The 23,999-nt window shown below is 73.8% G+C and carries 20 protein-coding genes; 7 read left to right on the top strand and 13 right to left on the bottom strand.

The genetic code is table 11. The annotated features are described in order from the left end of the window. Genes ACIBHY_RS31155 through ACIBHY_RS31145 form a run of 3 tightly spaced genes read left to right on the top strand, consistent with a single transcriptional unit; the run spans position 1 to position 4,540 of the window. A complete protein-coding gene (locus ACIBHY_RS31155; RefSeq protein ID WP_397308543.1) occupies positions 1-1,803 on the top strand; it encodes an alpha/beta hydrolase family protein in 1,803 nt (600 codons plus the stop codon). After that, positions 1,800-3,230: an asparagine synthase-related protein gene (locus ACIBHY_RS31150; RefSeq protein WP_397244166.1), complete on the top strand. Its 1,431-nt coding sequence runs from the start codon at positions 1,800-1,802 to the stop codon at positions 3,228-3,230. The genes ACIBHY_RS31155 and ACIBHY_RS31150 overlap by 4 nt, the downstream gene beginning before the upstream one ends. Then, positions 3,227-4,540 (top strand): hypothetical protein, encoded by a 1,314-nt coding sequence (locus ACIBHY_RS31145; RefSeq protein ID WP_397308542.1) that lies wholly within the window; start codon positions 3,227-3,229, stop codon positions 4,538-4,540. The genes ACIBHY_RS31150 and ACIBHY_RS31145 overlap by 4 nt, the downstream gene beginning before the upstream one ends. Here the strand turns inward: ACIBHY_RS31145 and ACIBHY_RS31140 are convergent. Together ACIBHY_RS31140 and ACIBHY_RS31135 are read right to left on the bottom strand one after the other, a co-directional pair. Further along, a complete protein-coding gene (locus ACIBHY_RS31140; protein ID WP_397308541.1) occupies positions 4,515-6,206 on the bottom strand; it encodes a TfuA-like protein in 1,692 nt (563 codons plus the stop codon). The genes ACIBHY_RS31145 and ACIBHY_RS31140 overlap by 26 nt on opposite strands. Then, positions 6,194-7,324 carry a YcaO-like family protein gene (locus ACIBHY_RS31135; RefSeq protein ID WP_397244172.1) on the bottom strand — a complete coding sequence of 377 codons (1,131 nt, stop codon included), beginning with the start codon at positions 7,322-7,324 and terminating at the stop codon, positions 6,194-6,196. The genes ACIBHY_RS31140 and ACIBHY_RS31135 overlap by 13 nt, the downstream gene beginning before the upstream one ends. Before the next feature lie 278 nt (positions 7,325-7,602). On the opposite strand from ACIBHY_RS31135, the gene speB reads away from it, so the two are divergent. Beyond that, on the top strand, positions 7,603-8,442 hold the full coding sequence (gene speB, locus ACIBHY_RS31130) for an agmatinase (RefSeq protein ID WP_397244174.1): 840 nt from the start codon (positions 7,603-7,605) through the stop codon (positions 8,440-8,442). Here the strand turns inward: speB and ACIBHY_RS31125 are convergent. The 11 genes from ACIBHY_RS31125 to ACIBHY_RS31075 all read right to left on the bottom strand — a co-directional run bounded on the left by ACIBHY_RS31125 (position 8,439) and on the right by ACIBHY_RS31075 (position 19,301). After that, positions 8,439-10,229 (bottom strand): ABC transporter ATP-binding protein, encoded by a 1,791-nt coding sequence (locus ACIBHY_RS31125; RefSeq protein ID WP_397308540.1) that lies wholly within the window; start codon positions 10,227-10,229, stop codon positions 8,439-8,441. The genes speB and ACIBHY_RS31125 overlap by 4 nt on opposite strands. Further along, complete coding sequence (locus tag ACIBHY_RS31120; RefSeq protein ID WP_397308539.1) at positions 10,226-11,173, bottom strand: phytanoyl-CoA dioxygenase family protein; 948 nt, start codon at positions 11,171-11,173, stop codon at positions 10,226-10,228. Before ACIBHY_RS31120 ends, ACIBHY_RS31125 begins: the two co-directional genes overlap by 4 nt. Positions 11,174-11,201: 28 nt before the next feature. Further along, positions 11,202-11,723, bottom strand: a complete 522-nt coding sequence (locus tag ACIBHY_RS31115) for a GNAT family N-acetyltransferase (RefSeq protein ID WP_397244180.1) — start codon at positions 11,721-11,723, stop codon at positions 11,202-11,204. A gap of 20 nt (positions 11,724-11,743) precedes the next feature. Then, the gene (locus ACIBHY_RS31110; RefSeq protein WP_397308538.1) at positions 11,744-12,559 is read right to left on the bottom strand and encodes a phytanoyl-CoA dioxygenase family protein; all 816 of its coding nucleotides are present in this window, start codon (positions 12,557-12,559) and stop codon (positions 11,744-11,746) included. A 73-nt stretch (positions 12,560-12,632) separates the two neighbouring features. Next, positions 12,633-13,418, bottom strand: coding sequence for a PIG-L deacetylase family protein (locus tag ACIBHY_RS31105; RefSeq protein ID WP_397308537.1), 786 nt, complete (start codon positions 13,416-13,418; stop codon positions 12,633-12,635). Continuing rightward, on the bottom strand, positions 13,415-14,599 hold the full coding sequence (locus tag ACIBHY_RS31100) for a glycosyltransferase family 4 protein (protein ID WP_397308536.1): 1,185 nt from the start codon (positions 14,597-14,599) through the stop codon (positions 13,415-13,417). Before ACIBHY_RS31100 ends, ACIBHY_RS31105 begins: the two co-directional genes overlap by 4 nt. Then, positions 14,599-15,729 (bottom strand): acyl-CoA dehydrogenase family protein, encoded by a 1,131-nt coding sequence (locus ACIBHY_RS31095; RefSeq protein WP_397308535.1) that lies wholly within the window; start codon positions 15,727-15,729, stop codon positions 14,599-14,601. Before ACIBHY_RS31095 ends, ACIBHY_RS31100 begins: the two co-directional genes overlap by 1 nt. Next, positions 15,726-16,016 (bottom strand): acyl carrier protein, encoded by a 291-nt coding sequence (locus ACIBHY_RS31090; RefSeq protein ID WP_397244190.1) that lies wholly within the window; start codon positions 16,014-16,016, stop codon positions 15,726-15,728. Before ACIBHY_RS31090 ends, ACIBHY_RS31095 begins: the two co-directional genes overlap by 4 nt. A 5-nt stretch (positions 16,017-16,021) precedes the next feature. Then, positions 16,022-16,882 (bottom strand): hypothetical protein, encoded by an 861-nt coding sequence (locus ACIBHY_RS31085; RefSeq protein ID WP_397308534.1) that lies wholly within the window; start codon positions 16,880-16,882, stop codon positions 16,022-16,024. After that, a complete protein-coding gene (locus ACIBHY_RS31080; protein ID WP_397308533.1) occupies positions 16,879-18,288 on the bottom strand; it encodes a condensation domain-containing protein in 1,410 nt (469 codons plus the stop codon). The genes ACIBHY_RS31085 and ACIBHY_RS31080 overlap by 4 nt, the downstream gene beginning before the upstream one ends. Next, positions 18,288-19,301 (bottom strand): streptomycin biosynthesis regulator, encoded by a 1,014-nt coding sequence (locus ACIBHY_RS31075; RefSeq protein ID WP_397308532.1) that lies wholly within the window; start codon positions 19,299-19,301, stop codon positions 18,288-18,290. Before ACIBHY_RS31075 ends, ACIBHY_RS31080 begins: the two co-directional genes overlap by 1 nt. Positions 19,302-19,577: 276 nt before the next feature. On the opposite strand from ACIBHY_RS31075, the gene ACIBHY_RS31070 reads away from it, so the two are divergent. The 3 genes from ACIBHY_RS31070 to ACIBHY_RS31060 are packed head-to-tail and all read left to right on the top strand — an operon-like array spanning position 19,578 to position 23,998. Then, positions 19,578-21,128 (top strand): FAD-dependent oxidoreductase, encoded by a 1,551-nt coding sequence (locus ACIBHY_RS31070; RefSeq protein ID WP_397244198.1) that lies wholly within the window; start codon positions 19,578-19,580, stop codon positions 21,126-21,128. Positions 21,129-21,143: 15 nt separating this feature from the next. Then, positions 21,144-22,385, top strand: a complete 1,242-nt coding sequence (locus ACIBHY_RS31065) for an aminotransferase class III-fold pyridoxal phosphate-dependent enzyme (protein ID WP_397308531.1) — start codon at positions 21,144-21,146, stop codon at positions 22,383-22,385. Positions 22,386-22,420: 35 nt separating this feature from the next. Further along, entirely contained in the window at positions 22,421-23,998 is a 1,578-nt protein-coding gene (locus tag ACIBHY_RS31060; protein WP_397244202.1) for a bis-aminopropyl spermidine synthase family protein, read from the top strand. Position 23,999: the final 1 nt, after the last annotated feature.

Here is a 23,999-nt window from a genome sequence, read left to right as displayed (position 1 = left end):
ATGAACGGCCCGGCACGCAGGTGGTTCGGCGCGGAACCGGCCGTCAACCTCGCCCTGTCACCCGACGGCCGGGCGGTGAGCTGGCAGAGCGAGCAGAAGCGGGGCCTGTTCGTCTGGCGCCGGGAACACGGCGTGCGCGCGCTCCGGCCCGGCCGTGGCCGGATCGTGGATCACGCCTGGCTGCCCGGGAGCGGCGCGCTGCTCGCGGTCGTGGCCGGCCGTACCGAACGGGTGATCGTCCACGACGAGGCCACCGGACGGACGGACGACGTCACGCCGGAGGGCCTCGGCCGGATCCACGTCGTGGACCGCGACCAGCCGCGGCGCCGAAGCCTGCTGCTGGGCGGCACCGACGCGCACGGACGAGCGGCGTGGCACCTCCTGTCCTCGCCCAGCGGGCCGGCACGCCGCGTACCCGCGCCCGGCACGGCCGGACGCCTGTTCAGCGACGCCGGTGACCGGCCGTGCGCGGCCACCGCCCGCGACGAGGACGGCTCCCTCACCGTGTACGCGGCGGAGGCGGACACCTGGCACGAGGTGTGGCGAGCCCGCCCGCCCGGCTCCCTGGTCACCCACCCCGTCGACGTCACCGCGGACGGGCTGGGCCTCTACCTGTCCGGCCCCTGCCGCGACGGGTTCCTCGGCGTACGCCTGCTGGACCTGCGTACCGGCAGGACGCGGATCGTTCTGGAGGACGGCGGGCACGACCTGGACGTCGTGCTGCATCCGGCGACGCGCGTCCCGCAGCTGGCGCTGGTGTCGGGAGCCCGCCAGGGTCTCCGGGCGCTCGGCCCCGAGCCGGCCGCGGACCTGTCCGAGCTCACCTCCCGCCATCCGGGCGAGCTCGACCTCGTGGGCCTGACCAGGGACAACACCGTCTGGCTCGTCCGGCTCGACGACGGCGCGTCCGCGCCCCGGCACCTGTTGTGGAACCGCGGCGACGGCACCGCGCTCCCCTTCACCCCGGGGCTCCCGAAGCCGCGCCTCGCCCGCAGGACGAACCCGCGGGCGCTCGCGCCCACCGCCGCCGTGGCCGTTCCCGCGCGTGACGGCCTGGTGCTCGACGGCTACCTGGTCACCCCGGCCGGGGGCGCGCCGCCGTACCCCGGTGTGCTGCTCGTGCACGGCGGCCCGTGGTCGCGCGACGTGTGGGGCCTGTCCGCGCAGGCCCAGTGGCTCGCTGAGCTGGGGTACGCGTCGCTGCGGGTCAACTTCCGCGGCTCGGAGGGGTACGGCACGCGTTTCCTGGACCTCGGCCGTGCCGACTGGGGCGGCGCGATGCACGACGACCTGGAGGACACACTGAGCTGGGCCGTCGCGGAAGGGCACCTCGACCCGGACCGGGTGGCCATCATGGGGCAGTCGTACGGCGGGTACGCGGCGCTCATGGCCGCGACCGCCCGGCCGAAGGCCTTCGCGCTGGCCGTGGCCGTGTGCGCGCCCACCGACCTGGTGGCCTTCCTGCGGCACGTGAAGGGGTCGTCGCACCACGAGCGGGCGCATTTCCTGCACCGCGTGGGCGACCCGGACGACGACGCCGGCCGCCTGCGCGCCCGCTCGCCCCTCACCCACGCCGCCGGCTGTCATACGCCGGTGCTGCTGGTGCACGGCCGGGACGACCCGCTGGTCCCCTATACCCACGCGACCGCCATGGCCGCCGCGCTCACCGAGCATCGCCGTCCCCACCACTGCCTGGTGCTCTCCGGCGAGGGCCACGGCATCACCAGCCCCGCCAACCGGATCCGGCTCGCCCGGGTGGTTGGCCGCCAGCTCGCGTTCCACCTCGCAGGGAGGCCCACATGACCAGCCCCCAGGACACGGACCTGACACCGCCGCCGACCGCGGCCGGGGAGCGTCCGTCCTTCCGCTACGTCGCCGCCCCCGGCAGGCTCGCGCCGTTCGTGACCGGCCCGGCCTACCGGGAGACCGGCCCGGAACGCGCCGCGAGTTCCTCCTACTCCCTGGCCGCGCTGGCCACCTGGTTCACCTGGCCGGCGCTGAGCACCGACCTGTTCCCCGCCGCGCCGTGGGCCGGTCTCGAGCGCGTACGGCACGCGCCGCCCCGGCCCCGTGGCCACGCCCGCCCCGGCGAACTGCGCGACCGGCTCGAAGCCGCGGTCGAGCGGGCGATCGGCGACCGGGAGCACGTGGCGGTCGCCACCTCGGGCGGGCTCGACTCCGCCGCGCTGCTCGCCGTCACCGCCCGGCTCTGCCGCCGTACCGGCCGCCGGCTGCTGACCGTCACCATGGACATCCCGGACGACCGGGGCCGCCGCCCCAAGGTGGTCGTGGACCGGCTGCTGGACTTCCTCGGGCTGCGCTGCCTCCACCTGCGCGTGGACACGGCCCCCCGCCGCTGGCCGGAGCCGGACTGGTGCGAGCACGGCCCGCGCTTCGACGGCTTCCCCCGGCTGCACCGCGGGATGGCCGAGCTCGCCGCCGACGCGGGCGCGCAGGTCCTGCTCCACGGCAGCGGCGCCGACCAACTGCTGGAGGCGCCCGGTTACATGGCCGCGCGGCTGGCCGGCCGGGGCGCCTTCGGCGATCTGGCCGCCTATCTCAAGGACGCCGCGGCCGGCGGCGGGCCTCCCCTGCGGGAGCTGACGGCCGTGCTCGCCGGAGGGCTGCACCGGGGGATCTCCTCCGCCCTCTACTGGCCGACGGCCTGGCCGCAGCGGACACGCGAACCCGGCTCGGCTCTGCTGACCGACGAGGTCCACGAGGCGGCGTGCGCCTGGGAGCGGGACTACCGGCGGGAGTCGGCGAGGATCGCGGCCGAGGCGGGCATGTCCTGGGCCGAGGCGCTGATGATCCACCGCACCTTCCCGTACGACGTCGTGGTACCGGCCACCGAACTGCCCGAGGCCGCCCCCTTCTACGACCCGGCCTTCGCCGAGTACGCCCTGCACCTGCCCGCGGACGCCCGTTACTCCTCGGCCTACGAGAACGAGTACCTGCGCAGGAAACACCTGGTCACGGACTTGCTTCCGGACGGGATCGGCTCCGTTCTGCCGCCGTACCGGCAGCGCGGCTCGCGGTCGTACTCCCGGTACTGGCGGCTGACGCGCGTGGAACCTTCGCTGGCCGTGGAGCGGGGGCTGCTGCGGCCGGACTGGCGGACGCGGTGCCGGGACACGTTCGAGGTGGCCACGGCCAGCGCGGTGGAGCTGTGGCTGCGCGGCGCGGAGGAGCGCGGGGCGAGCGCGGCCGGGATCGGGGCGACGGCGTGACCCGGGCCGTCCCGGGCGTTCCGGTGAGCGCTCCCGGCAGGGTCGACGTGGCCGCGCTAGCGTTGTACCTGTCGCGTCCGTCGCTGGTGCTGGGGGTCTATCCGGCCTCGTCGCGGGTGGAGACCGGCCCGGACGAGCGGGGCCCGGCCGATGCGCGTGAGCTGGGCGAGCGGCTCGCGGAGGCCGTCCGCCGGGCCGTCGGGCCCCACCGGACGGTGGCCGTCCTGCACGACGGGAGCCTGGGCGCGACGGCGTTGCTGGCGGCGGCGGACACGGCCGGGAGGGAGCTGGGGGCCGAGGTGGCCGTCGTGGTGGCCGACCATCCCGACCCTCGGGGCGCGAGCGTGGCGGTGCCGGCTCAGCAGGCCATCGCGCTTCTCGGCGGGCGCCACCGCTTCCTCCTGGCCGAGGCCGACCGGCTGCCCGGCCGCGGATCCTGGGACCGTACCCCGCAGGAGGAGGGCCGCGGGGGTCGCGACGGGTGGAATCCCGTCGCGCCCGATCTCGCGCGGACCCCGTTGGTACGGGCGGCCGAGGCCAGGGCGGAGCAGCTCGGGGCGACCGTGATCCTCACCGCGGACGGCTGCGAAGAGCTTCTTCAAGCCGGCCCCTCCGGGTTGACGGATGTGCGGGCGGCGGGCCGCGGACTGGCCGACCGGTGGCAGGCGGAGGGTGTCGCCGCGGCGCTCGCGGACGCCGCCGCCGCGCTGGGACGGGGCCCGGCGGCCCGGCGGCTGCGTGCCCGCCTCCACCTGGCCCAGGCGCCGTTCGCGCGGGTGCTGGGTGGGCCGCCGCGTGTGCTGGCGCCGGAACTGCGCGCCCACGTGGAGGCCTGGACGGCCGGCTGGGTCGGCCGGCTGGCCGAAGATCTGGCCGGCGAGCGTGACCCGGTCCGCGCGTGCGTGCGGGCTCGCATGGCACGCTTCGCCGGCCCGCACCCGGCCGCGGTGGCCGCCGCGGCGCCGGTTCCGCGCGCGGCGCCGTTCCTCGACCCCGGCTTCGCCGCGTGGGCGCCGCGGCTACCCCAGAGCGCCCGCTACGACGCCCGCCGGCCGACGCCCCACCTGCGACGCAACAGGTTGCTGATCTCGCTCGTCCCACGGGCCGCCCGCGACGCCCTCCCCGCCACGCCCCCTCCCCCGGCCTCCGGCGAGCTCCCCGGCGCGGCCGGCGAGTACCCGCTGTGCCGCGAGCTCGGGCTGCTGGCTCCGGGAGAGGACGCGCCGGCGGAGGTCAGGACCAGGCTGACGGTCCTGGAGGAGTGGCTGTCGGGGTACGGGCGGGTCAGCCCAGACCGAAACGGCGGTTGAACGCCTCGCCGAACGGGCTCACGAAGCGGCGACGTACGGCCCCGCCCAGGGCGGACCGCAGCCGCATGCCGGGCGCGGGCCGGGTGCGCCCGGTGGTGGGCTGCCAGAAGAACGTCACCGACGACGTCGTGCCCGGCCCTTCGACGAGGTGCCCCCAGTAAAGGGGGATGTAGAGCGCCTCACCCGCCCGTACGGTGCACCGCAGCGGCGAGCCCGGCCCCTCCGACACGGCGGAGAAGTCGATCCGGCTGAAGTTGAAGCGGTAGGAGTACCACGGATGGAAGTTCAGGAACCGATGGTCCTCCGGCGGATACAGCAGCACGTCCTTGGCCCCGCTCACCTGGCACAGCAGGGCCTGTTCCGTGCTGTGGTAGTGCAGCGCGGTCACCGTGTCGCGGCCCAGGAAGAACGCCAGCCCCAGCTCCGGCGCCCCGGTCAGGCAGCCGGGGACCGACAGGTCGTCCGCCAGCTCCGGCAGCAGGTCCAGCAGCGGTGCCTGGGCGAGGTAGCAGCGCTCCGCCTCCCCGGGTGAGGTGAGGAGGTCGAGGTAGCGGTCCATGCGCAGATGGGAATGCACCCAGCTGCCGTAGTAGGAGCCGGACGGGTAGAACTCGACCGGCACCCGCGTCGCCCCGACCCGCTCGCGGAAGTAGCCGGGGTTCCAGCGGTCCAGGGCCGGCCAGCCGTCCAGGGCGCCTTCGAGGAGGACCGGCCGGCGTGCCCGTTCGAGCTCTCGCACGTCACCGATGTCCGCGGCCCGGCGCCGGGGCACCTCGGCCGCGCGGATCGCCCTCCGGGCGGGCAAGCCGTCCCCCTGCCTCTCGCTGTCACCGTTCACTGCCCTGGACTCCTTTCGCCTGTCACCGTGGGCCGCTCCCGACGGCGGGTTCCCGTCGCCCACGACGAGTTCCCCCCAGTTCTCCGTCTGCTCGAACGGCCACGCCGGTGTCGGGGGCGGGCCGGCTCCCGTCCGGAGCCACCGTCCCATCTCGGCCAGCAGCCGCTCGGCGTCCAGCCTCTTCTGGTCCAGCGCGCCCCCGGGCAGCCACGCGCGCAGCCGGTCGAGGTGCGCGGCGGCCCCGGACCCGGCGCTCCCGGATTCGGCGGCCTCGGATTCGGCGGCGAGGAGCGCCGCCCAGTCCCGGTCGGGGTAGTACATGTCCTTCGCGCGTGCCGCCAGCGCCGCGGCGGCGTCCGCGTCGAGGATCTCCTCCCGTACGGCCGCCGCCAGCGTCGCCCTGATGTTGACCATGGGTTCGGACATCGGGCGGTATCCACCCTGCGCCGGGGCGTGCAGCACCGCCACCTCGTCGTCGTCGGTCAGGAGACCCAGGCGGTACTGCTCCGCCACCTCGCCCACCGGGATCATGCCGAACGGGGCCAGCTCGGCGGCCCGCAGCGCGCCCATGCTGGCCGCGCCGTACACCCTGATGCCGAGTGAGAGGGCGTAGAGGATCTCCTTGTGCCAGACGGCGGGGACGCGCTCGAAGTACCCGTCCACGATCCCGATGGCGGCCGGGCGCTCGCGGGCCGCGCGGTAGACGCTGCCGAGCTCGGCGGGCGGGCGGTAGTCGGCGGGCAGGATGCGCGCGGCCTCCTCGACCGGCAGCGTGGGCCCCAGGAACACCACCGGCGGACGCCGGTCGGCCGCTCTCACTCTTCCCATGGCCGCCACCGCATTCCGGGCACGACCGCCTTGACCACCGGCACACCCAGATCGTCGATCGTCAGATCGACCACCACGGCCGAGGTCGCTCCGGTGGCCTCCAGCCGGGCCACCAGCCAGTCCAGGTCTTCGTTGGTCGTCGGGTGGTCGACGTCGGGCGCTTCTGTGTAGTCGTGCGCGGGGCGGTCGCCGGTCGCGTCGCCGACGGCGCGCCGCTGGTCGGGGTCGAAGTACCAGGTCTGCCGCTCGCGGCCGATGTCGTCGCGCGACCCCACGATCACCGTCGCCCTGGCCTGCGCCGCCTCGGTGAGGGCGCGCGACAGCGCGATGGCCCGGCGCGGATGGCAGCCGGAGCCCTGTGTCTGGGGCAGCGGGTGGTACCAGGGCGTGTCGGTCTCCACGGCCAGGCAGTTGAAGACGGGCGCCCCGATCTCCGAGGTCAGGTCCCAGATCAGCACGTCGATCCCGGCCTGACGGAAGCGTTCGAGCAGCGCCTGGCAGCCGCTGTCGGTGATCGACTCCGGCCGCACCATCCGCCGTGCGGCGAACATGTCGCCGGCGTCCTGCGCGGCGACGATGGCGTCACGTTCGACGAGCTCGCACAGGGCGTGGACGGCGGCCTCGATGAGGCTGTTGCCGGAGGCCAGGCCGTTGGAGCCGTTCTGCACGGAGTGGTCGCCCGGCGCGATCGGCACCCGCCAGTCGCAGTGCACCGCCTCGTACGGCACCCAGACCGGCTCACGTTTCATCAGGTCCCAGCCGTGTACCCAGCGCATCGCGCGGTCCGGGGCGTACCCGCTGCACGGGCAGCGTACGAGGGTCATCGGGTCGAGTACGGCCGCGCCGCCGGCGGCCAGCGCGCGGAAGCTGTCGTAGCGGAGGGGGAGGTGGTGGGTCTCGGCGTGCCACAGTTCGAGCGACTCCATGATCGCGGACACCTTCGCGGCCTCGGCCGTGACGCCCTTGCCCTGCGAGACGGCCAGGCTGCGCGAGGCGGGGCGGATCGCGCACCAGACCGGGATCCCGATCCGGTCCATTCCGGTCACGTTCGCCACGCGGGTGATTCCGGCGACGGCCATGGCGGGCGACACCCGTTCGAGGGTCGCGGCCGGGCTCACCGCTCGATCCGTGCCGTCGCGGTACTCCTTGCGGATCGGCCGCGCCCATTCGGCGGCCCAGCGGCCGGATAATTCCCTGACAAAGGAATGAGAAATGAGTTTCCCCCTATTGCCGCATCCCGGTGGACGGTGTTGTGCGCGCGATCTTTGATCTATGCTGCCGACCGATAACCAAAGAGACAAGTGTGCGATAGGGGATATGAGTGCCCACGCGGACGTTTCATGACATTCCCCAGTCAAATGACGGCAGGTTCGAGGGTCGTCCGAGTGACGTGGCCGTGCTGGGCATACCCGTCGACTCGGGCACCGGCGGGCGGCCGGGCGCGCGCTTCGGCCCCGCGGCCATCCGCGACGCGTCCACGCTCATCTCCGGCAACCTCTACCACGTCGGCCTGGAGACCGAGATCTTCGAGCACCTGCGGATCGTCGACGTGGGCGACGTGCCCGTCACCCCCGGTCAGCACGACCGCAACCTGGACGCCGCGGAGAAGTGGGTGCGGGAGCTCATGTCCGTGACGGAGCAGGTGGTCGTGCTCGGCGGCGACCACTCGGTGCTGCTACCGGTCCTGCGGGCCGTGGCCGCCAAGCACGGCCCGGTGAGCTTCGTGCACTGGGACGCGCACGCCGACACCTGGGACGGCGGCCCGGAACGCCTGCTCACCCACGCCACGGCGGTCCGGCGCGTCATCGAGGAAGGCCTGACCAACCAGGTGTTCCAGATCGGGCTGCGCGGCTACGGCCCGTCCAGGGAGACCTTCGCCTGGGCCGGGGAGAACGGCGTCGAGCACTGGACCATGATGGACGTGGAGGAGACCGGGCTCACGGACATCATCCAGCAGGTGATCTCCACGATCACCGGCAAGGTCTACATCTCCATCGACATCGACGTGCTGGACCCCTCGTACGCGCCCGGCACCGGCACCCCCGAGCCCGGCGGCCTGACCAGCAGGGAACTGCTCGGCGGCATCCGCGACCTGGTGCTCAACACCGACGTCGTCGGCATGGACGTCGTGGAGGTCGCGCCGCCGTACGACCACGCCGACGTCACCGCGCTGGTGGCCAATCGCTGCGTGCTGGAGTTCCTGGCCGGTACGGCCCGCCGCAGGGTCGCCGGTTAGCCGGACCGGTCGGCGTACTCGGCGCACAGCCGCGCGTAGCTGCCGCCCCGGGAGAGCAGTTCCTCGTGGGAGCCGTGCTCGACCAGGACGCCGTCGTCCAGCACGAGCACGCGGTCGGCGGTCTGCGCCGTCTCCAGCCGGTGGGTGATCAGCAGCACGGTCCGCCTGCCGCGCTCGGCGCGCAGCCGCTGGATCAGGGCGGCCTCCGCCTGGACGTCGAGCGCCGCGGTGGGCTCGTCCAGCACCCAGACGGGCGCGTCGCGGTAGAGGACACGCGCCAGCGCCAGGCGTTGCCACTGGCCGCCGGACAGGTCGCGGGCGCCGGGGAACATCCGGCCGACCAGGTTGTCGGCTCCGCGCGGCAGCCGCCCGACGAGCCCGTCCAGCCCGCCGGCCCGCAGCGCGAAGGCGAGCCGGTCCTGGTCGAGCGGCCGGTCCGCCCGTCCGAGACGGACCGATTCCGCCACCGTGAACTCGTAGCGCCCGTACTCCTGGTAGAGCACGCCGATCAGCTCCCGCAGCCGGGCCGGGTCCAGCTCCGCCAGGTCGGCCCCGTCGATCAGGATGCGCCCGCCGACGGGGCCGAGCAGCCCGAGCAGGAGTTTGACGAGCGTGGACTTGCCCGCGCCGTTGCGTCCCACCAGCACGGTGAACTCGCCGGGCCGGAGCGTGAACGACACCTCGCGCAACACCGGCGGCCCGCCCGCGTAGGCGTACCCGACGCCCTGGAACTCGACCGCCGGCAGGTGCTCCACGGCCTCGGGCGCGGCCTCGGACGGCTCGTCGGCGGGCAGGGCGGGACCGTAAGCCAGCGCGACGAAGTCGGTGAGGTAGGCGGCGTGCTCCTCGATGTCCACCGCGATGGTGAACAGGTCCACCGTGCTGCTCACGAGAGTGTTGAAGGCGGTGAAGACCAGGAACAGCTCGGCCACCGTCAGCGCCCCCGACTGCGCCTGACCGGCGGCGAGGTAGTAGGCCACGACCAGGCAGACGGCGCTCAGCACCCCCGCGACCAGCCCGCGCGCCACGCTGTGGCGGCTCGCCGCGACGACGGCCCGCAGCGCGCGGCGGCTGACGTCGTCGTGCATCCGCGTGAACGGCGCGGCCAGCCCGTAGCTGCGCACGTCCTTGGCCAGGTCGTAGCGGACGAGCAACTCGGTCAGGTAGTCGCGGCGGCGCTCCAGTTCGGTGGTGCCCCGTCGCGCGAGATAGATGGCCCTGGCCTCCAGCCGCCGCTGCACCAGCAGCGGCACGCCCGCCAGCAGGGCCAGGCCGATGAGCCGGACGTCCAGGACGGCCAGCACGCCCACCATGCCGGCCAGCGAGACGATCTGGCCGCAGAACTCGATGAGGATCCCGGCGATGGCGGCCGGTCGCCAGGTCACGCCGTCATGTGCCCGCGCGACCGCGTCGTACCAGGCCGGATCGTCGAAGCGCTCCAGGGGCGCGAAGCCCGTGACCCGCAGCAGACGCTGCTCGGCGGTGATGCCGACCAGCTCGGTCAGCTCCTCACGGCGCACGGACATCAACGCGCCGAGCGCCACCCGCGCCGCGGTCAGCCCGCCGAGCACCAGGATCCACGTCGTCGCCCGGCCGTCCTGGCCCTGCGAGAACGCCTCGACGATCTCGCGCACGATGAGCAGGAGAGCCGCGGGCAGCGTGGAGACGGCCGTGGACAGCAGCAGGACGAGGATCAGGAGCCTGGGTGAGGCCTCGAAGCAGAGCCGGATCGCCACCCTGGCCGCGCCGGCCCCGCCCTCCTTCCCGGGCCGGCGGGTCGACGTCACCTCCGACCGGACTCCACGTCGAGCAGCCGGGAGGCCGGGTGCGGAAGGAGCTCGTGCCAGCTCTCCTGCCGGTCGGGCAGCAGGAAGTCCACCTGCCGGACCCGCAGCGGCACCCGCAGCCAGCGCCGCTGGGCCCAGCCGGTCGCCAGCTCCTCCCAGCCCGGCACGCGCGGGTAGTGGTGCGGGCGCAGCGAGGCGAAGCAGACCGCCTCGCGCGCGGACTGGTAGCGGTACTCCACGGCACCGCGCAGGTACGGCGAGCGGTTCTCGTCCACCGCCCGCGTCGCCAGCGCGTGCAGCACGACCACGTCGCCAGGACCCAGGTCCGGGGCCCGCCACCAGTCACCCTCGCCCGGCCCGACCTCGGCTTCGACCCCTCCGGTGTCCAGCACGGTCAGCGGCCGCACCCCGGGCACCGAGCGCTCCCTCAGCACGCGCAGCGTGCCGCCGCCGGCCGGGAACGGGGTGAACGGCACCCAGGCGGTCAGCACGTCCGGGGTGCCCTGGACGTAGGTGTGCTCCTGGTGCGGCGGCACCCAGAAGCCGGGATGCACGAGGCTGACCTGGCGCCGCGTGTGGTTCAGCAGGTGCTTGCCGAGGATGGCCCGCATCACCCCGACGACCTCCGGCGCGTGCGCGAGTTCGTGCATCAGCTCGACTCGCTGCAGGTCCTGGTACATGCGCCACCAGCGGGGGCTGCCGTCGCGGCGGTTGGCCGCCGGGCGCGGCTCGGTGTCCTCACCGTCCTCGGCCAGCCACTCGTGGCGGTAGAGCACCCCGGTGAACCGGGCGCGCAGCTCGGCCAGCCGCGTCTCCGGCAGGAGGCCCCTGAACAGGAGCATGCCGTGCTCCCGCAGGCGCCGCCGCAGCGCGTCGGGATCGCCGGCGATCGGGGTGGAGTCCTCGGCGACCACTGTGGCGCCGTCGTTCTGCAGGCTCATCATGCTCCCCAGGCGTTTCGCGGATGAATGCTCACTCGTAGTGGTTGAACACCACGGCGTCCTGCAGCCACGCGCTCCGCGCCCGCCAGAACGCCATGCCGTCCTTCCAGCTCGGGTTGACCTCGGCGCGGAACATCCGCGCCCGCCGCCGGCGAAACTCTTCGATCGCCGCCTCGACGAGCGCGGACCCGATGCCGCGGCGCCGGCTCTCCTGGCGGACGTAGAACTCGCGGACGGAGCCGATGCGGAAGTCGTTGACGGACTGGGTGTGGATCTCCCCGCTCAGGAATCCCTCCAGCTCGTGCCCGGTGTCGGCCACCAGGCAGAACGACAGCTCGTCGGTGAGCGCGGCCCGCAGCAGATCCCTCGTGCCCTCAAGCGGGTCACGGGTGAACGCCTCCACCTCCGTCACCTCGGGCCGCGCCGGAACGGCCACGCCTGGCCCCCAGCGATCGTAGGAGAGCAGGGGCACGTGCTCACCGGCGTTCAGGCCCCACAGCACCAGCACCTCTTCGACGTCCCGCTCGGTGATCAGACGGACCTCGTACGGCACATGCCCTCCCTGAGTGGTGCTCACTCCGCCCCGCCTTCCGACAGGGCGCCGACCGGGTGGCCGACGTACTCGGCGGCCACCTCGACGGCCAGCGCCTCCACCTCGCCGCGTACCTCCGCCTCCAGCAGGACCGACGGCTCGGCGCGCAGCCATGACGCGGCCAGCAGCAGCCACAACATCGGGCGGGCCGTGCCGGTCGTGTTCGTGGTGCCCCGATGCCACAGGCGCACGTCGCGCACCAGCACGTCACCGGCGCGCATCGCGACGCGCCCGGGTGGCCGTGCCCGCCGCCGTTCCTCCAGGAGTTCCTCGCGTACGCACAGTGAGCCGGGACGGTAGACGTCCTGCGAGGCCAGTTCGTGGGTGCCCGGCCAGACCTCGATGCTGCCGTTGTCCGCGCCGGTGTCCACCAGGGCGATGTTGACGGCCAGCATGAACGGCGGGTGCGCGGCCGCGCTCCGCGGCCACAGCGGCTCCCAGTCGGCGTGGACCGGCTGCGGCCGGGATCCGGGCAGCACGGTGTGCCCGTGGTAGCTGAGCACGCGGGGCGCCGCCAGCGGCTCGCGGCACAGGGCGAGCACGGCCGGATGGCCGAGGAACGCCGCCACGTGCCCGCCGCCGGGAGGACGGTGCCGCAGGTGGCCGTCGTCGTAGGCCATGAGCACGTCGTGGTGGTCCACCAGCAGAGGGACTTCGGCGAGCATGCGCTCACCGACTTCACGGGCCATGCCGGCCAGGCCCGTACCGGTGAGCAGCACCGCGCCGTCGGCGGCGAGGGCCCCGGCCGCGGCGGGCAGCCACGTGGCCTGGCCGGGCGAGACGTCGAAGGACCGCACGGACGGGGACGGTGCCATAGGACCTCCGGCTCCGGAGACGGGCAGGATGTTATCAACGGGCTTGGCGGACATGTCAATGATCTCCATCCGGGGGCGGGACGGCGTCCCAGTGACGTTCGGCCGGGCCGTCCCCGCCGGCCGCGCGGGCGTGCGCGAGCAACAGTTCCGGCCAGTCGTCGTCCCAGAGCATGGGGTGCTGTGACCGGTACGCGGCGGCGGCCTCGATCTTGCGCCGCCAGTCGTCGGCCGTCAGGGGCTCGACGGTCGACTGGCGGTGAGCGGGTTGTTCGAGTGCGTAGGGAAGGTCCTCGTACCAGCGTGCCCGCGGCCCGTCCGCGGTGTCCCGCAGGGCCGCCGCGCAGGCTCGCGCCGTGAGCACGTGGTCGAGGTGACCGCCCACCGCCGCGGGCGCGTGCACCTCGTCCGGCGCGAGCCGGGAGATCCACCCGCCCAGCTCGGCGGCGACGGTCTTCACCAGCGCGAGGTCGTCCGGCCCCGGCGGCGAGAACAGGTCGTCCCCCACGGCGCAGCGGGGAGTCCCGCCGGGTCCTCGCCGGTACAGCGCCTCCAGGAAGTCCAGGTGCACCGGCTCGGCTCCCAGGACCGCGCAGGCCCGCTGGTCCTCTTCCCGGCGCAGCCGCATGCCGTCGGCGGCCGAGTCGCCGATCGCCGGGCAGGCCTTACGCCACCAGCCGTGGTACCGCTCGGCGTACGCCGGCATCGGATCGCCCGCGCACCCGGCGAACACCGTCACCACCACGACCCGCGCCCCTTGGGCGCCCAGCGCGGCGATCGTGCCGCCACGCGACAGCACGGCGTCGTCGAGATGCGCCGACACGACGAGCGCCGTGCGGCTCATCGGACCCCCTCCGCCAGCCGCGACCGCAGCAGGCGGTAGCGGCTCTCCCAGGTCAGCTCGCGCCCGCGGTCCAGCGCCCGCCGCCTCAGCTCGGCCCGCAGGCCCGGCTCGCCGACCAGGCGCCCGAGTTGCCGGGCGAGGTCGCCCGGCCGCCGGTAGTCGAAGTAGCGCACCGCGTCCCGCCCCACCTCGGGCACTCCCCCGCGCGCGCTCACCAGGCAGGCCAGACCGCTGGCCAGGCCCTCGGTCAGAACCAGGGGGCTGGCGTCCTCGCACAGCGAGGGCACGCACAGCACGTCCGCCTCGCGGTACACCTGTCCGATGACGGCGCGGTCCACGAACGGCGAGAACTCCACCCGGTCACCCAGTAAGGACGCGCGGTGCTTCACCTGCCGCTCGTACCGGTCCGGCACCGAGGACGCGTGCAGTTCGGCGTTGCCCACGATCCGCAGCCGGAATCCGGCGCCGGCGCGCGCCAGCTCCACGCAGGCGTTGATCAGCGCCATCGGCCCCTTCTCCGGGGCCAGCCGGCCGGTGAAGAGCACCACCGGCGCCTCCCCCTCCGGCCCCGGGCCGGGATGGAACCTGGCCGGGTCGTGCCCGTTGTGCACCACCGCGACGGCTGACGGCGGCAGGCCCGTACCGTCGAGGAAGCGCTCGGCCACGAACCGGCTCACGCACACCACCAGGTCCGCCTCGGCCACCACGCGCGCCCGCTCGGCCGCCGGGAACGAACGGAACATGTCGGCGTGCAGGTACAGGCACACCCGCGCCCGGGGTCGCATCCGGCGCAGCTCCGGGACGGCGGCGACCGCGTTGTGCAGCACGACCGGTCCGTCGAAGCCGGCCGGCAGCGCCTCCAGCGCCGGCCGGAAGAACCTGGCGTAGTGGGCGCGGCGCTCGCCCCGCCCGGCCGACTCGTCGTCCGCCCGCCGCTCGTGCTCCTCCAGCGTCTCGCCGGGGCTGTGGTAGGCCAGCAGCCGCGCCTCACGCGCCGTGTGCTCCCCGCCGCGGTCGGCGACGATCACCGTGGCGCCGCCGTGCCGGGTGTGTTCGCGCGTGAGCTCGGCGGCGACCGTGCCGAGCGACCCGCCGCTGGCCGGCGAGTAGGCCTCGCCGGGCGGGAGCACGTGGGCCCAGGTCTCACCGTTAGGGAGCACGGGGGCCCGGGTCTCGCCCATCAACGCTCCCTGGCCACGAGGGCGAGCTGGGAGCTGATGGCCACCAGGCGCTCGTTGTTGATCATCAGGGGCGCTGACAGCAGGTCGCGCAGGAGCCGGGCCACGGAGAAGGGGCCCTCCTCGGAGTAGCCGGCCATGCCGCACGCCCGCATGGCCGCCAGCGCGACATCCACCGCGACCTGTGACACGGCCAGCTTGAGCGCGTTGACCCGGAGCGTGAAGGCGACGGTCGGCTCCGCCGCCCCGGTCATGACGTCCTGCGTGTCCCTGGCCGCGGCGTCGAGCTGCGCCTCCAGGCCCGCCAGCCGCCAGCGCATCTCGGCCAGGCTCGCGCTCGGCGGCCCGGCGGCCTCCCCGCGCGCCCTCGCGTGGCGCACGGCCCGGTCGGCGGCCTCGGCGGCCAGCCCGTACCAGACTCCGGACCACAGCACGTGGGACAGCGGGGTCATGACCCGGGCGACCAGGTCGCCGAACGGCACCGGCAGGATCCGCCACTCCTCGAACTCGGCAACGACCCGCAGCGCCGGGCTGCACGTGCCGCGCATGCCGAGGGGATTCCAGCCGCCCAGCACCTCCAGGCGCGTACGGGCGGAGTCGGCGAGCACCGCGACCTGATCACTGGGCGGTGAGCCGGGACCCCGGCGGGCGCTGACGAGCAGAGCGTCGGCCTCGACACCGTACGAGACGGTGGTGGCGCGCTTGTCCAGGCGGGCCCCGGCGCCGTCGCGTTCGACCGCGCAGGAGCTGGTGCGCAGCGCGCCGCCGATGCCCGCCTCGCTGGTGGCCGAGGCGATGAGGAGCTGGTCGCGTACCACCCTGGTCACGGCTTCGCGCAGTTCCGGCGTTTGTTCGCCGGCCAGCAGGCAGGCGAGCTGCACCTGGTGCATCGCCCAGATCATGGCGGTGGCGCCGCAGCCGCGCGCCAGGGCCGCGGCCATGCCGGCCAGCGCGGGCACGTCCGCGCCGAGACCCCCGCGCTCCGCCGGGGCCGCGGCGGCGAGCAGGCCGTGCGCGCGCAGGGCCGACAGCGCCTCCTTGGGAAAGCGCGCGTCCCTGTCGACCGCGGCCGCGTGCTCGGCCAGCACCCCGTCGGCCAGCTCCCGGCAGGTCCTCCGCGGATCTTCGGTCATGGGCGGACTTCCCCGTGCGTCAGGCCCATGACCGCGTCCGTGATGACGGCCAGCGACCGGAACGTCGACCGGGTGAGCAGCTCGTCGGGGAACTCGACGCGGAACTCGTCCTCCACGGCGACCATGACGCCCACCATGGCGAGCGACTCCATCCCCAGCTCCCACAGGTCGGCCCCGGCGTCGACGGACTCGATGACGCCGGGCAGCAGGTCCTTTCTGACCAGCAGGTCGCGCACGCGGCGCTCCACGTGAGTGCGCTCGTCACCGTGTACGGCTCTCGCAGGCACCGCGTTCATCCTCTCGGTCCGGTCTGCACAACAGTCGCGAAGGACACCCCGGCCGGGCGGCCGGCGTCCAGTCCCACGGGCCCCATCTCCCCGGAGATGCGGGCGAGGACGGCTCCGGTGGAGCGCAGCACGCCCCACTCGGCGGGGTTGAGCAGCCCCCAGCGCAGCATCGCCCCCACGATCAGCGGGTCGTGCGGCACCCACACCCCGTCGTTCTCGATCTCCGCCCAGTAGTGCAGGACGGAGAACGGCGGCGAGATGATCACGCCCTGGGCGAGGCGGATCGGCAGGCCGCGGCGGCGCCCCTCCCGCACCAGGAAGAGCGAGCCGCCCGTGCAGTCCGCGATGCCGGTGCGCCCGACGAAGTCCGGGTCGAGCCCGACCGTCATGGGCAGGCGCACGAACCGGACACGGCCGAACTCCTCCAGCAGTTCCGCGGCGCGCGGCCGCGGCGCGGGCCAGGCGGCGGGCAGGTCGAAGTGCGCGACGGCCGAGCCTTCCGGGCAAGGGGCCCATCCGGTCGGCAGCAGGACGTGGAAGTCGCAGTCCCGGTCCTCGCCGGGTTCGTGCGCGCACTCCGGCACGTACTCGATCTCGGCTCGCGCGGCCGTACCGGCGCGCAGGCCTTTCGCCCATGAGGGCGGGCCGAACGTCCACAGGGAACGGACGCCCAGGTCCAGCGCGACGTTGAGCAGGTCGAAGTGGTCGAAGCCGCTCGGGCTGCCGAGCCCGGCGGCGAGCATGGCCCGCAGCACGTCGGGGGGCAGGCCGTATTCGTGCTCGGCCGAGCTCCACGGCACCTCCGGGTTCCGGGCGTCGTCCGGGATCAGCCGCAGCGACCGCAGAGTCGCGTCGGGCACGCTCACGCCGTCGCCTCCCGTCGGGGCGGGGCGATCCCGGTCAGCGCGCCCACCTCGTCCGGGCGGATCTCGCCGAACGCCGACTCCACCAGCAGCCGCTCGATGCCGGACAGCACGTCCCGCAGGGCTCCGGCGTCCAGGTAGCGGGCGTCGGCGTGCAGGGTCAGCCGCAGCATCTCGGGGGTGTCCTCCGCGTACAGCGCGAACTTCTCCTGCTCCACCGCGGGCTCCGGCCGGATGAGGCTGTCGCGCAGCGCGTGCCGCACGGCCGCCTCGTCGGCGGGGCCGATCAGCCGCCGGTCCGGGCGGGTCTCCTCGCGCATGTCGTTGAACACGCAGGACAGGTCGAGCCGTACGCCGCGTTCCTCCTCGGCCGACCGGATGATCCGGCGCAGTTCCCGCTTGTCGTACAGGCTGTTGCGGTAGGCGCGCAGCGAGGCCGCCCAGGCCCGGGTGACGACGTCGCCGAAGCTCTCCCCGCGCAGGTCCAGCGTGACGAGCGCGCCCTGGATCATGCAGGCGACCGCGCGCCGCTCCGGCTCCTGGATGCGGTTGGCGCAGATGAGCTGAACGGCGCAGACCGGCATCCCGGTGTACGCGCCGAGCACCAGCCCCGTCGCCCCGAGCAGGATCGCCGTCCCGCTCACGTCGTGGCGCTCGGCCTGGAGGTTCAGCGCGAGATCGGCGGCCCTGGAGAAGAGGACCGCCGCGTGGTAAGAGGGCGGGCCGGACGCCGCGGCCGCGGGGAACATCGTGGGCGGCACCGCGGCCAGCCTGGCGCGCCAGTGGTCCAGCGCGCCCGCGAGCCGCCGGCGGCCTTCGCCGGAGCGTTCGTGGCGGGCCTGCTCCAGCGGCTGCCGGGCGGCGGGCGGCGCCGGCCGCTCCAGTCCTTTGGCGCGGGCCTCGACCATGCTGGCCAGGTCGGCGACGAGATTGCGTACCCCGGTGCCGTCGGCGGCCGTGTGCGCGGCGCTCAGCAGGACGGCCAGCGGCTCACCCGCACGGTGGAAGACCGTGGGGCGTAACGGCAGCTCAGCGGCCAGGTCCCACGGCAACCGCTCCACCACCTGGCGGCGCCCGGCGAGCGCCGCCCACAGCCCGTCGCCGTCGGCGCCGAGGTCGACCAGGTCCACCGGCAGCAGGCCCGCGCCGGTCACCGTCTGTGTCAGCCCGCCGCCGGCGTCCTCGGCCAGGAAGGTGCGCAGCGACTCGTGCCGGCACATCAGCGCGCCGAGCTCGTCCAGCACGTCGTCGACGGTGAGCCCGGACGGTATCTCCACCTCGCCGGAGGGATTGAAGAAGGCCTCGCTCGGGTCCTTGTCGGTGATGTCCAGCCACATGGACGCCTGTCCGCAGGTGGCGGGCCCCGACCCGGTGCTCTGCCGGGTGAACTCGACGGATCGTCGTTCCACTACTGCCCCCTTGCCTGCGAGCGGGAGTGCGGCGGGCCCTCCGCCTGATCATCGAGGCGTTCCCGTACGTCGTGGGCGAAGTCGATCCAGATCTCCGCGCACTGCAGCGCCAGGTCGGCCACGATCGGAGCCAGGTGCGAGGGGACCGCGTCAAGCAGGTTCGGCTGCATGTCCTTGGCCGTCACGTGGATGTGCATCCAGCGCAGCAGGTGCCTGCCCGCCTCGGAAAGCCGCAGCGACGGGTCGCGCTGAATGGACTGCAGCCGCATGACCACATCGGTGGTCCGGTGCTCCGGGCGGCGGCGTTTGGTGGTGTTCGCGGTGTCGGGGGCGTCGGCGTGCCGTTCCGCGGTCTGTGCCGCCAGGGGGTCCTCGCCGCGCCGGATCCGCTGACGTACGGCGTGCGCGGTGCCGACGGACACCGCCGCGTCCTGCGCGATCTTCCGCAGGGAGGCGTCGGGGTTGGCGGCGATCACGAGAGCCGCGCGTACCCGGCCCTCCTCGGCGTTCAGCGGGCGGCGGCGGCCGTCCTTGCCGACGCGGGCGTTCAACTGTGGAAAATCCACGGTCGAGCACCGGCGCAGTCCGCTCACCGTTTTCGCCGACAGCCCCGTGACCTCGGCGATCGACCGGTCGGACATGCCCGGGTGGGATTCGATGATGCGTAGCGCCGCCGCGCGCCGGTCCTGCAGCGACAGCGGCAGGCCGTGGGTGGCGTTGGCCCGTACCGCCGCCAGGAAGACCGCTTCCTCGCCGCCCTCGAAGAAGCGCGCGTCGATCATCTGGCGGCCGTTGAGTATGGCGGCGCCGAGCCGGTGCATCCCGTCGATCACGCGCATGGTCTCGCGGTGGACGAGGATGGGCGGGAGCTCGGTCTCGACAGCGGCCAGCCGGCGGACGTGGTCCTCATCCACTCCGAGCAGGCGTGGCGAGTCTCCCCTTTTCAGAAGCTTGATATGCAGCGCGTATACCTGGCGCGTGTCGTCGTTGTCGCGTTCCGATTCAACTCCCACGATACTCCCGGTGTGTGAGACGGCCACCGGTGCTAGCCCACGACGGTGTGGACGACGGCTTGCGAGGGCCATATAAGAGCACACAAGATCGCACTCAGTCCATAACCCCAACTGCGGTCGATCCGTTTCCCGGGAATTCCCTCATATTGCTACATATTTGAACTACCGCAATCTGTCAGCATTTGTGACGCATGGTAATAATGAGCTGTTTGACGTGATCGCCGGGTTCGTTGCTAACCTGTGACCCTTGCGAAGATCACGCACTCCGGGGGGCGGGTGAGCGCTGTGCGGGACGCCTCGGCCATCTATCGCTCGGCCGACGTGTGCGTCATCGGCAGCGGTCCCGGCGGGGCCGTCACGGCTCACTTACTGGCCCGGCGCGGCCTGCGGGTCCTGCTGCTGGAAGAGGGCGACAGGGTCGGCCCGGGCGCGACGCTCGAAGCCCTCGAACCCGGATGGGAGCCCGCGCTCGCCCGGCTGGGACGACGCCGGCCGGCCCTCGTCGGGCGCCCGTGGTCCGCTCGGGCGCTGGGTGGCGGGATGGGCCTGTTCGCCGGCATCGGATTCCGGCTGAGACACGTCGACTTCGACGCCCGCGAGCACGTCGCCGACGACGCCCTCGACCCCCGCTGGCCCATCGCGTACGCCGACCTGCGTGAGCACTACGACGAGATGGAACGCCTGCTGGGCGTGGCCAGGACCCGCGGCGCCGACCCGCTCGAACCCGACGGCGCGCCCGCCTCGCTGCCGCCGCACGCCTACAGCCCGCCCGGCCGCCTGCTCGCCGGCGCCGGCCGCCACCTGGGCCTGCGCCCTTTTCCGACGCCCCTGCTCATCAACTCGGCCGAGTACCGCGGCCGCCCCGCCTGCCATCGCTGCGGGCCCTGCAACGAACACGCCTGCCCCACCGGGGCGAAAGCGGACGTCGTCGCCACCCTGCTGGACCCGGCCGTAGAGGAGGGCTCGCTCGTGGTGGCGACGGGGAGCAGGGCGCTGCGCGTCCGCGCCTCCGCCTGCGATCGGGTGAGCGCGGTCGAATGGCTCGACCAGCGTGCCGAGGTCCGGCACACGACCCGGGCGAGGTGCGTGGTGCTGGCCGCGAACGCCGTGCAGTCCTCGGCCCTGCTCCTGCGCTCGCCCTCCCGCTGGTCCCCCGCGGGCCTCGGCAATCGCCACGACGTCGTGGGACGCGGTCTCTGCTTCAAGGTCAGCGGGTACGCGGCCGGCACCGTCTCCACGCCCACCCGGAGCGCCCACAGCGCCGGCGGGCCGTTCTCGACCGTGTCCTTCTCCGACCACTACCTCGACGACGCCTGCCCGAAAGGCCTGGGCGGCATCCTGTACGAGGCCAGCCCCGCCGAACGCGCTCCCCGCGACGGAAGGCTGCCGCTGCGCGTGCACTACCTCGCCGCCGACCAGCCCATGTGGCGCAATCGCGTACGCCTGTCCAAAAAGAAGAACGGACTCGGCGCGCCACAGCTGATGATGGAATACGCCACACATCCCTTGGACGCGGCACGACTCCGCTACCTCGCGGAAAAGGCGAAGAAACTCCTCGCGCAGGCGGGCGCCGCCGATATCCGGCTCGAAGAATCCGGATACGAACGCGGCAGCCGCCATCTGCACGGCGGATGCCGGGCGGGCGACGACCCCAGGACCTCCGTGGTCGACGCCGACGGCAGGATCCACGACCAGGAGAACGTCTACGTGGTGGACGGCGGGTTCTTCCCCTACCCCGGCGGCGTGAATCCGACCTTCACCATCTTGGCGAACGCCTCCCGGATCGCCCGGCGGATCGCCCGGGACCTCGCGACGGCCACCATCTGATTCGAGGGAGAACCCATGGCCAGAACAGCTGCCACGTCCATCCCGGACGGGCGGGCGAGCGCGCTGGCGTCGCCCGGCTCGGGACCGGCCTTCGAGCGGGCCTCCGGCACGCGGGTGTGGGACACGCGGGGCCGCTGCCACGTGGACCTGTCGTCGTGCAGCGGCGCCGCGCCGCTCGGCGCCGGGTACCGGCCGGTGGTGGACGCGGCGGTCGCGGAGATGCACCGGGCGGGCATCCTGCCCGAGGCGACCTCGCCGCTGCGCGAGGAGGTGGCCCGCCGGATCGTCGAGATCTTCCCGTGCGCGCGGGCCGTCGAGTTCTTCCGTACCGGGTCCTGCGCGACGACCGCCGCCGTCCGCCTGGCCCGGCTGCACACCGGCGCCCGTACCGTGCTCACCTCCGGCTACCACGGATGGCACGACTGGCAGCTGCAGTACCGGCCCGCGATGGGGCTGGCCGACCGCGACCCCGACACCGCGGACTTCGGCTACGACCTGGATCTGCTCGAACGGCTGGCGCGCCGGCGCGGCGACCTGGCCGCGGTGATCGTGACACCCGAGGTGAACGTCTTCCCGCCCGCCTTCGCCCGCGAGGTCGAGCGCATCGCCCGTGCCCACGGCGGCCTGGTCATCGTCGACGAGGTCATGACCGGCTTCCGCTACGCGTGGGGCGGCTACCACGCCGCGGCGGGGCTGGCCCCTGACCTGATCACGCTGAGCAAGGGCCTGGCCAACGGGTTCGCGCTCTCGGCCGTCGCCGGGGACTCCGCGGTCATGGAGGCTGCCCGCCGTACGCACCTCGGCAACACCTACCAGCGGGAGACCACGCCGTTCGCCGCGGCGCTGGCGACGCTGGACGCGAGTGCCGGCGGGGCCGCGGTCGAGGCGATGCGGGCGGCGGGCGAGCGGCTCATGCGTGGGCTGGACGGCCTGTTCGACGAGGCGTCCGTGGCGGCGTGGGCACGTGCCAGGCCGACCATGTTCGACGTCGTCTTCGCCGATCCGGACCTGGGACAGCGCTTCTTCGCCGCACTGCGGGACAGCGGCTACCCGATGGCGTACGGCCAGCGGTTCATGCCCTCGGCCGCGCTGACGGACGACGACATCTCCGGCTTCCTGGACGCGGCCGCCCGCGCGCTGCCCCGCGGCGGCGCGGGGGCACGCGGAGACGGCACGGAGGCGGCCGTCCGCTACGCCGGCGAGCACTTCGCCGCCACCCGCGAGACGGTCGAGCGCTGGTGGCGCTCCGCGGCTTGATCGCGCATACCCGCGACCCCCGTTAGGGTTCCGCTGTGGACGAGGAGCAGAACGTACGCGACCTGGCGGCGGCGACCGGCCTGGACCCGAGGCGCGCCGGCGAGGTGCTGACCGTGCTGGGCGACGGCTCGTGGTGGGCACTTCCCGATCTGGTGCGACGGACGGCCGTCTCCAGGCGCTCGATCGAGGCCATGCTGCGCGAGGTGGGCCCGGAACGCTCCGGCGACCGCTACCGCCTGTCTCCCGATCGTGTACGTGACCTGCTCGGCACCGGTCATCCTCCCGTCAGCGCCGCCGGTCCCGTCGACCATCTCCTGCCCGGCCACGCGGACGTGGTCGAGCGGATGGCGAAGCTGATCGCGGGGGCGCCGCGGGCACGGCAGGCGCTCGACCACGTCTCCGCCACCCCGGAGACCGTGGTGCGGCGGGCGCTGCTGTTCGGGGCGCGATCCTGGCCGCCCGGGGCGCGCGTGCTGTGCGTCGGCGACCACGACCTCACGTCGCTCGCCATCGCCTCCCTCCACCCCGAGGTGGACATCGCGGTGGCCGACATCGACGAGCGCATCCTGGCCTACATCGACCGGTGCGCCGCCGAGCTCGGCCTGCCGGTGCGTACACGGTGGGCCGACCTGCGGCTGGGCCTGCCGTCCTCTCTCCACGGGTACGCCGACGTGACCGTGACGGACCCGCCCTACACCCCGGAGGGCATCGGCCTGTTCGTCGCCCGGTGCGTCGAGGGGCTCCGGGATCCGGAGCAGGGGCGGGTGATGCTGGCGTACGGGGCCAGCGAGCGCACGCCGATGCTCGCCCTGAAGGTGCAGACCTCCCTGCACGACCTCAACATGGCCTACGAGGCCATGTATCCCGACCTCAATCGCTATTTCGGGGCGGAAGCCATCGGGTCGGCCGCGGACCTCTACATCCTGCGCCCCACCACGAAGACCAAGCCCGCCGTGGCCGCCCGGGTGGAGCGCTTCGCCGCCGCCATCTACACGCACGGGCCGCAGTCGGTGGAGAGCAAGGCCGGCGCCGGTGACGAGCGCTTGCTCAAGCAGGCCACCGGCTTCGCCCCTGATCTGCTGGTGGGCGACTGGCCCGCCGGATTCCTGCCGCAGACGCCGCGGGTGCGCCTGGCCACCTGGCTGGCCAAGCCGTACGCCGCCGCGCCGGAGCGGGTGGCCGTCGCCGTGCCCGCCGGCCTGGAGACGGCGTTGCCCCGCCTGCTGCTCGCGGCCAGGGCTGGCCACGTCCGCGCCTTCCCCGCCGAGCCCCCGGGCGACGTGACGGAGACCGCCGCGCTGCTGTCGCCGGTCTACACGATCACCGTCCAGGACACCGCCGTCGACGCGGTACGGCGTCCGCCCGCCGACGACCCCGCCGAGCTTCTGCTACGCCGGCTCCTCGACCGGGCCCACGGCAAACTCATCAACACCTGGCGGGAAGGGCTGATCCGTGCCCATGACGGGCTGACCAAGCGGCAGGCGCGCGACCTCGTCCTGCGGATCGCTCCCTGGGCCGACGAGGTCACCGCGCTTGAGCTCCCGCTCCACCGCCTGGCCGAGCTGGGCGAGGCCGTCCGCACGACGCTGCGCGAGGCGGCCGAGGCGACCTGAC

The sequence above is a fragment of the Nonomuraea sp. NPDC050547 genome (genome assembly GCF_044457345.1).
In the GTDB taxonomy this organism is placed as follows: domain Bacteria; phylum Actinomycetota; class Actinomycetes; order Streptosporangiales; family Streptosporangiaceae; genus Nonomuraea.
This window is presented reverse-complemented; position numbering and strand designations above follow the sequence as displayed.